The organism is Rubrobacter sp. M3-4, assembly GCF_059772285.1.
The window spans coordinates 44629-53236 of sequence record NZ_JCBAJP010000016.1 but is presented as its reverse complement, the minus strand read 5'-3'; the positions used below and the strand labels follow the sequence as shown (position 1 = coordinate 53236).

Annotated in this window: 8 protein-coding genes; 4 read left to right on the top strand and 4 right to left on the bottom strand. The window is 65.5% G+C overall.

The features are described 5' to 3' along the window. The first annotated feature begins 251 nt into the window (after positions 1-251). Genes AC6EKW_RS14260 through AC6EKW_RS14245 form a run of 4 tightly spaced genes read left to right on the top strand, consistent with a single transcriptional unit; the run spans position 252 to position 4419 of the window. On the top strand, positions 252-1100 hold the full coding sequence (locus AC6EKW_RS14260) for a methylenetetrahydrofolate reductase (RefSeq protein WP_498514750.1): 849 nt from the start codon (positions 252-254) through the stop codon (positions 1098-1100). Between the two features lie 48 nt (positions 1101-1148). Then, a complete protein-coding gene (locus AC6EKW_RS14255) occupies positions 1149-2852 on the top strand; it encodes a formate--tetrahydrofolate ligase (RefSeq protein ID WP_498514749.1) in 1704 nt (567 codons plus the stop codon). Positions 2853-2899: 47 nt separating this feature from the next. Further along, positions 2900-3511 carry a cyclodeaminase/cyclohydrolase family protein gene (locus AC6EKW_RS14250; protein WP_498514753.1) on the top strand — a complete coding sequence of 204 codons (612 nt, stop codon included), beginning with the start codon at positions 2900-2902 and terminating at the stop codon, positions 3509-3511. Then, complete coding sequence (locus AC6EKW_RS14245; RefSeq protein ID WP_498514748.1) at positions 3508-4419, top strand: bifunctional 5,10-methylenetetrahydrofolate dehydrogenase/5,10-methenyltetrahydrofolate cyclohydrolase; 912 nt, start codon at positions 3508-3510, stop codon at positions 4417-4419. The genes AC6EKW_RS14250 and AC6EKW_RS14245 overlap by 4 nt, the downstream gene beginning before the upstream one ends. Before the next feature lie 3 nt (positions 4420-4422). Here the strand turns inward: AC6EKW_RS14245 and AC6EKW_RS14240 are convergent, their stop codons facing one another. The 4 genes from AC6EKW_RS14240 to AC6EKW_RS14225 are packed head-to-tail and all read right to left on the bottom strand — an operon-like array spanning position 4423 to position 8598. After that, entirely contained in the window at positions 4423-5277 is an 855-nt protein-coding gene (locus AC6EKW_RS14240) for an amidohydrolase family protein (RefSeq protein WP_498514747.1), read from the bottom strand. Between the two features lie 13 nt (positions 5278-5290). Beyond that, on the bottom strand, positions 5291-6448 hold the full coding sequence (locus tag AC6EKW_RS14235; protein WP_498514746.1) for an acyl-CoA dehydrogenase family protein: 1158 nt from the start codon (positions 6446-6448) through the stop codon (positions 5291-5293). 9 nt (positions 6449-6457) lie between these two features. Beyond that, entirely contained in the window at positions 6458-7795 is a 1338-nt protein-coding gene (locus AC6EKW_RS14230) for an MFS transporter (protein ID WP_498514745.1), read from the bottom strand. 32 nt (positions 7796-7827) lie between these two features. Beyond that, the gene (locus tag AC6EKW_RS14225; RefSeq protein WP_498514744.1) at positions 7828-8598 is read right to left on the bottom strand and encodes a 3-hydroxyacyl-CoA dehydrogenase; all 771 of its coding nucleotides are present in this window, start codon (positions 8596-8598) and stop codon (positions 7828-7830) included. Positions 8599-8608: the final 10 nt, after the last annotated feature.

Here is an 8608-nt window from a genome sequence, read left to right as displayed (position 1 = left end):
GTCACGCCAGTTGGTGAACTCAGCCGATACCCCAGGGAAGGCATAGGGGCCTATCTGAGAGTTGCGCAGCATCCGCGCGATCCCATCCCGCCCCGCCTCCCGCACAAGGTCTTCGAGGCTCTTCGATCCCTCCATCCCTCTCCTCCTTCATCCTCTCCGGGGAAACGTTTCCCCGCTCTTCATTCCTTCCGATGAAGTATGATATATTGCACTCAACAAGATTGTCAACATTTTTGTAAAAGGCGGATGGGATGGGAAAAGCGGGCAGAGAAGATTTAAAAAGGTTTCTGCTTCATCCCCGCTATGAGATCATACCGCTCGGGGAGATCGAGGAGAGGGTAGGCAGGCAGCTTCGCAGAGTCGAGGGGTTGAAGCTCACGGTGACGGCCTCGCCGACCAAGGGGATCGGTGCGACGGTGGATCTCGCGGTCTCGCTCTCCGGGCGCGGGTACGAGGTGGTGCCGCACCTGTCGGCGCGTTTGATCCGTGACGAGGAGCACCTCTCGGGGATACTGGAGAGGCTCGGGGAAGCCGGGGTGAGAGAAGCCTTCGTCATAGGCGGGGATGCGAAGAGCCCTCTGGGCGTTTTCGAAGATGCGCTGAGCCTGCTCCGGGCGATGGATGCGCTGGGGCATCCCTTCCAGGAGATCGGGATAGCAGGATACCCCGAGGGGCACCCGCTCGTCGAAGAGGAAGATTTGGGGCGCATTCTCAAGGAGAAAGCACCCTACGCCAGCTACATCGCCACCCAGATATGCTTCGACGCCGAAGTCATCGGCGGTTGGATCGGCCGGGTGAGGCGCACGCTCGGGGTGGAGCTGCCCGTATACATCGGGTTACCCGGTCCGGTCGACGCCAGGAAGCTCGCCAGGATCGCGGGCGGCATCGGGCTCGGGCAGTCCGCACGCTTCCTGCAGAAGCAGAGAAGCTGGGTGTTGAGGCTGCTTCTCCCCTTCGGCTACAGGCCAAACCGCCTGCTCGAAGAGCTGGAGGGTGTATTCGAAGATCCCGAGGCCAACGTGGCCGGACTGCACATAAACACCTTCAACGAGCTCGCAAGAGCAGAGGCGTGGCGTGCCGAGATGCTGAGAAAGCTCTAGAGTAGAAACCAAACGTCGAGCAACCTTTTAAGGAGGTCCCGGAGGAAGATGAGCGGCAGGTTCCCGTCCAACCTCGAGGTCGCGAGATCAGCGAAGCTACTCCCCATAGAAGAGATAGCCCGCTCGATGGGGATAGAAGAGCGCCACCTCTACCCCTACGGCAAACACGTGGCGAAGATAGACCTCTCCGCCATCGAAGATCTCTCCGAGAGACCAAAGGCCAGGTACATCCTCGTCTCCGCCATAACCCCCACCCCCCTCGGAGAAGGCAAGACCACCACCACCGTCGGCCTGGCGCAGGGGATGAAGCAGATCGGCAAGAGGGCGACCATAGCCATAAGACAGGCCTCGATGGGGCCGGCTTTCGGGATAAAAGGCGGGGCCGCGGGAGGCGGCTACAGCCAGGTGGTGCCGATGGAGACGCTCAACCTCGGCCTCACCGGTGACGGGCACGCCGTAACAGAGGCACACAACATGCTCGCCGCCATGATCGACAACCACCTCTACCAGGGCAACGCTCTGGGGATAGACGCCCACTCCATAGCCTGGAAGCGCGTCATGGACGTAAACGACCGGGCGCTCAGGAACATCGTCATAGGCCTCGGGGAGAGAACGGACGGCATCCCGCGCCAGTCGGGCTTCGAGATAACCGCCGCCTCCGAGCTCATGGCCCTCCTCGCCCTCGCCACCTCGCTCGAAGACATGCGCAAGAGGATGGGCCGGATAGTCATAGGCTACACCGGGGAAGGCGAGCCGGTCACAGCGGAGGACATAAAAGGGGCTGGGGTGATGGCCGCGATCATGAAAGAAGCCATAAAGCCCAACCTCATGCAGACGACCGAGAACACCCCCGCCCTGGTACACGCGGGCCCCTTCGGCAACATCGCCACCGGCAACTCCTCGGTGGTCGCGGACCTCATCGGCATCCACACCGGGGACTACCTCATAACCGAAGCGGGCTTCGGCACCGACATGGGAGCGGAGCGCTTCTTCAACATAAAGTGCCGCACCTCCGGGCTCACCCCCGACGCCGCGGTCATAGTCACGACCGTAAGGGCGCTCAAGGCCCACTCGGGGCGTTACCAGATCGTAGCCGGCAAACCCCTCCCCGAAGAGATGCTCGAGGAGAACCCCGAAGACGTCCTCGCAGGGGCCGAAAACCTCAAGAAACACATCGAGAACATAAAGCTGCACGGCATCCCTGCCGTGGTCGTCGCGAACTCCTTCCCTACCGACCACCCCTCAGAGCACGAGGCCATAAGAGAGGTCGCGGAGCAGGAGGGCTGCCGCATGGCCGTGAGCAACCACTTCGCAAAAGGAGGGAAAGGAGCGGTGGAGTTCGCCGAGGCCGTCGCCGAAGCCGCAGAGGAGAAGAGCGACTTCAGGATGCTCTACCCCGAGAAAGCTCCCCTCAAGGAGAAGGTAAAGACCATAGCCCGGAAAGTCTACGGTGCAAAAGACGTCGAGTACTCTCAGGAGGCGAACAGGCAGATAGAGAGCTTCCAGAAGAGAGGTTACGGCAACCTCCCCGTGTGCATCGCCAAGACCCAGCTCTCCATCTCCTCCGACCCCGCGCTCAAAGGGGCACCGAGAGGCTGGACGCTCCCGGTGAGGGAGGCGCGCCTCTCCGCAGGAGCAGGCTTCGTCTACCTCATCTGCGGCCAGATGCGCACCATGCCCGGACTCTCGGCCCACCCGGCGGCGGAGAGCATAGACATAGACGAGAACGGCGAGATCGTGGGGCTCTTCTAGAGCCCCGGTCTTGCCTTAGAAGACCAACCTGGGGTACGGTGTTGCGCGTGAAAGAGACCGAAGCATCCTCCAAAGGGTACGCAGCTCTACCTCTGCAGGATTTCCTGGAGATGGTCGGCTCCTCCGAACCGGCCCCGGGAGGTGGGGCGGTCTGCGCGGTGGCATCCTCGCTCGCGGCGGCCCTGGCCGAAATGGCCTCCCGCTTCTCCGAGAAGCACCTGGACGGCTCACACCGCCTCGTCCAACGTGCGAAGGAGTTGCGGGAAGAAGCCCTGCCGCTCGCCGGGAGAGACGCCGAGTCCTACGAAGAGGTCCTGGCAGCCTACCGACTGCCGAAAGAAGACCCGCAAAGGAAACAGAAGATCAGAGAAGCCCTCTCAAGAGCGGCTGATGTGCCCCTGCAGATAGCGGACATCTCCTGCCGCACCGCCGCCCTGGCCTCGACCCTCTCCTGCTCGGGCAACCCCAACCTGAAAGGGGACGCCGTCGCGGCGGTACTCCTCGCCGAAGCCACGGTAAAAGCCGCGGCGAACCTCGCAGAGATCAACCTCAAACAAGCCGGCCTCAGCGACGATCCCAGGCTGAAGGAACTCGGGAACCTGCAAGAAGAAGCAAAGAAAGCGAGAGAAGAAGCCCTCTCCCCGGAGGTCTCCGCTTGAAAGAGCTGTGCGGAGCCCGGCTCATAGACGGCATCTCCGTGGCCTCTTCTCTGAAAGAGCGCCTGCGCGGGGAGCTCCTCTCCCACCTCTCTGCAGGGGACGTGGCACACAGGCCGACCCTCGCGACGCTGCTCGTCGGGACCCCTCACGAAGCGGTGGCCTACGAGAGACGCCTCAGGGACCTCACGGGCGAGCTCGGCTTCGGGCACCTCTGCGCCTCCTTCGAGGAAGAGGCGACGGAAGCAGAAGTCCTGGAAACCCTGCACCGGCTCGACGCCGACGAGAGCGTCTGCGGCATCCTCATCCTGAAACCCCTTCCAGACCACATCCCGGTGGAAAGACTCTCCGAAGAGCTCTCCCCCGCAAAAGACGTCGAGGGAATCCACCCCTACAACGCGGGGCTTCTGGCGCTCGGAAGGCCGCGTTATGTCCCCTCGACCCCCAAGGCCTGCTTTCTCATCCTCGACGACTATCTGAAGAGGAGCGGGAGAGACCCGCGGGAGTTCTACGAGAAGAGCCACATCGTCGTCATCGGACGCTCTGCCAACGTAGGAAGGGCCGCGCTGCAGCTCGCGATGAGGCGGGGGGCGACGGTCACATCCTGCGACGTGAACACCTACCGCGCGGGGAGGTTGCGCGAGTTCACCGGCCAGGCCGACGTCCTCATCTCTGCAGCGGGGGTGGCCGGTCTAATAGACGAAAGCCACGTAAAAGAAGGCGTGATCGCCATAGACGTGGGGATAAACCCGGTCGAAGGGCCGGGAGACAAGGTCAGGCTCGTCGGGGACATGGACACCAGGAGCGTGGCGAAGAAGGCCGAGGCCATAACACCCGTTCCCGGGGGCGTGGGCCCCGTGACCGACGTGTGCCTGCTCGAGAACGTGCTGCTCGCGGCGAGAGCGACATGACTCTCACCGCAGGCCGAGCAGCTTAGCAGCGTTCTCCTTCAGGATGAGGGGTTTCACCTCCTCGCGGAAGCCCGCCTCCTCGAAGTCCTCGATCCACCGCTCGGGCTTTATGGCCGGGTAGTCCGAGCCGAAGAGCATCTTCCTCTTCAGCAGCGTGTTGGCGTAGTGGACGAGGTTCTCCGGGAAGTACTTCGGCGACCAGCCGGAGAGGTCTATGTAGACGTTGGGCTTGTGCAGGCACACCGAGAGCGCCTCGTCCTGCCAGGGGAAGGAGGGATGGGCCAGGATGATCTTCATCTCCGGGAAGTCCACCGCGACGTCGTCCACGTACATCGGGTTGGAGTACTTGAGGCGCACCCCCCCGCCGCCGGGCATCCCGGTGCCCATCCCGGAGTGGCCGGTGTGGAAGAGCGCTATGAGCCCGGCCTCGGCGATAACCTCGTAGAGCGGGTAGGCCATCCGGTCGTTGGGGTAGAAGTCCTGCAGGTTGGGGTGGAACTTGAAGCCCCTGACGCCCATCTCTATGAGGCGCTCCGCCTCTTTTACGCCCATCTTCCCCCGCGCCGGGTGGATGCTGGCGAAGGGGATGAGGACGTCCGGGTTCTCCCTTGCGGCCTCGAGCACCTCCTCGTTGGGGACGCGCCGCTGGCCGGTCTTCATCTCCATGTCCACGGTGAAGATGACCGCCGCCATCCGGAGGTTGCGGTAGTACTCGGCGACCTCCCAGGCGGTGGGGTGTTCGCTCTCCCCGAAGTACTTCTCGGCGGCCTCGGCGAAGGCGTGTTTGGCGCCGGGCTCCTCGCGCGAGCTCTCGGCGTGGGTGTGCACGTCTATCGCCCTGATCTTCTCCACGTCCATAGGCTCCTCCTTCTCAGGCGAACGCGCTCACGCCGGTGACGTCGCGGCCGACTATGAGCGCGTTGATGTCGTCGGTACCCTCGTAGGTGTAGACGGCCTCCATGTCCGCCACGTGCCGCGCCACGTGGTACTCGAGCAGGATGCCGTTGCCCCCGAGGATCTCACGGGCCTCCAGGCAGACTTTGCGGGCCTTCGCCGCGTTGTTCATCTTCGCCAGCGACGCCATCGGCCCGGTCATCTTACCCCGGTCTGCGAGCTGGCTGAGCCTGAGGCAGAGGAGCTGCATGGAGGTGATCTCCGCGAGCATCCCGGCGAGCTTCTTCTGCACGAGCTGAAAGGCGGCTATGGGCCGGCCGAACTGCCTCCTCTCCCCGGCGTAGGCGAGGGCCGCCTCGTAGCAGGCGACGGCGTGCCCCAGGGCGGCCCAGGCCGCCCCGTAGCGCATGGCGGCGAGCACCCTGTTCGTGTCCGCGAAGGTGCGGGAGTGCTCCAGGCGGTTCTCCGCCGGCACCCGGACGCCCGCAAGCTCCACCTCGGCCTGCCAGGAGGAGCGCATCGCGGTCTTGCCGGTCATGAGCCGGGTGCTCATGCCGGGGGCGCCCTTCTCCACGACGAAGGCCCCCACCCCTCCCTCCTCGTCGCGGGCCCAGACGAGGATCACGTCGGCGAAGGAGGCGTTGCCGATCCAGCGTTTCCTGCCGTCCAGGACGTACCCGCCGCCCACGCGGCGCGCCCGGGTCTCGAGGGAGACCACGTCGGAGCCGTGCTCGGGCTCGGTGAGGGCGAAGGCCCCGACCTTCTCCATCCGCGCCATCGCCGGCAGCCAGCGCTCCTTCTGCTCCTCGGAGCCGAGCATGGCTATGGCGGGCATGACCAGCGAGGAGGTCCCCCCGAAGAGGATGTGCAGCCCGCCGTCTCCCCGGGAGAGCTCCATGTTCACCAGCCCGTCGGCCACCGCGCTCAGGCCCGGACAGCCGTAGCCCTCTATGGCACCCCCGCAGAGGTTCAGCTCCGCGAGGGCCGGGAGCAGGGAGAGAGGCGGCTCCCCTCTCTCCCAGTATTCCCCTATGACCGGGAGCACCTCGCGATCCACGAAGGCCCTCACCTTCTCGCGCACGGCACGCTCGCCGGCGGTGAGGAGCTCGTCCAGGAGGTAGTAGTCCGGGGTCACGTCTTCGGGCTACTCGTAGCCGACCGCGGGAACGTCCTCGAGCATGTCCGCCCGCACCGTCTCGGTGAGCAGGTAGGTGCACGCCGCCGCCACCAGGCCCACCACCACCAGGTACAGCGAGACCGGCCAGGGCCCGCCGCCGGACCAGGCCAGGATCGAGGCCGCTATCAGGGGGGAGAAGCCGCCGCCGACGGTCGCCCCGAGCTGGTAGCCGATGGAGGCCCCGCTGTAGCGCAGGCGAGTGCCGAAGAGCTCGGCCAGCAGGACCGCCAGGGGACCGTAGATGGCCCCGCTGGAGACCATCATCACCGTTATCGCCAGCCACACCAGCGCCGGGACGCCGGTCTGCAGCAGCCAGAAGAAGGGGAAGGCGAAAGCCGCGGAGACCAGCGCGCCGCCGATGATCACCGGCCGGCGCCCCACGCGGTCGGAGAGCGCGTTGAACCCCAGGATGGTGGCTATCTGGAAGACCGCCCCGATTATGGTCCCCACCAGGAGCATGCTGCCGGAGATCCCAAGCTGGGAGGTGCCGTAGCTCAGCAGGAAGATGATGGTGATGTAGAAGATCGCGGCGAAGCCGAAGCTGATACCCCCGGCCAGAAGCACCCTCCCCGGGCTCCTGCGCAGCACGTCGACGATGGGCATCCGGGCCTCGGTGCCGGTCTCCCTCACCCGCCTGAACGCCGGGGTCTCGTAGATCTTCAGCCGGATGTAGAGCCCGATGGCCACGAGCACGATGGAGAAGAGGAACGGCAGCCGCCAGCCCCAGGCGAGGAACTCCTCCCGCGGCATCAGGGCGACCAGAAGGACGGTGCCGTTGGCGAGCATCAGCCCCACCGGCGAACCCGCCGGCACGAACCCGGAGAAGAAGCCCCGCCTCTCGACGGGAGCGTACTCGGCGACCATCAGCACCGCGCCGGCGTACTCCCCGCCGAAGGAGAAGCCCTGCACGAAGCGCACCGTCACCAGCAGGACGGGCGCCCAGATCCCGATGGCCGCGTAGGTCGGCAACACCCCCATCAGGAAGGTGGCGGAACCCGCGATCAGGAGGCACAAAACGAGCATACTCTTGCGCCCGATCCTGTCCCCGTAGTGGCCGAAGAAGATGCTCCCGAGCGGCCGGGCGACGAAGCCCACCGCGAAGGTCGCCAGGGCAGCCAGCGTCCCGGCCAGCGGGCTGAACTCCGGGAAGAACAGCGGCCCGAAGACCAGCGCCGCCATGGAACCGTAGATGGCGAAGTCGAACTGTTCGATGACGTTACCGACGACGCTGGAAGCAATCACCCGCCCCAGCGGCGTGCGCTCGCTTCGCTCCTCTCCCTCGACACGATCCACGTTTTGCTCCACCTCGACTCCTCCTTTCCCCGCACAAAGAAGAACTACCTGGGCGCCATCCTGATGGCGCCGTCGAGCCGGATGACCTCCCCGTTGATCATCCGGTTCTCCACGATGTGCCTCACGAGCGAGGCGTACTCCCCGGGTCGCCCCAGCCGCCGGGGGAAGGGTATCTGCTCCCCGAGAGACCTCCTGACCTCCTCGGAGAGCTCCCCGAGCATGGGCGTCTCGAAGATCCCCGGGGCGATGGTGGCGACCCTGATCCCGCTGGAGGCCAGCTCGCGGGCTACCGGCAGCGTCATGGCGACGACCCCTCCCTTGGAGGCCGAGTAGGCGGCCTGCCCGATCTGGCCGTCGAACGCCGCGACCGAGGCGGTGTTGACGATGACCCCGCGTTCGCCGTCTCCGTCGGAGGGCTCGTTCTCCATCATCAGCGCCGCCGCGAGCCTTGTGGCGTTGAAGGTGCCCACGAGGTTGACCCGGATCGTCCGCTCGAAGAGCTCCAGAGGATGAACCCCCTTCTTCCCCACCACCTTCGCGGCGGTCCCTATCCCGGCGCAGTTGACGAGCCCGTGCGGCCCGCCGAAGGCCGACCTCGCCTCCTCCAGCGCCGCCCGCATGCCCTCCTCGTCCGCGACGTCGGCCCGCGCGAAGCGCACGCTACTTCCGAGCTCCCCGGCAAGGGTTTCGGCGCGCTCCCGGTCTACGTCGGCGATGAGTACGTTCGCCCCCTCACCCGCGAGCATCCGGACGGTCGCGGCACCGAGCCCCGAGCCTCCCCCGGTGACGACGAAGGTCTTCCCGCTTATCTCCACAGAGTCCTCC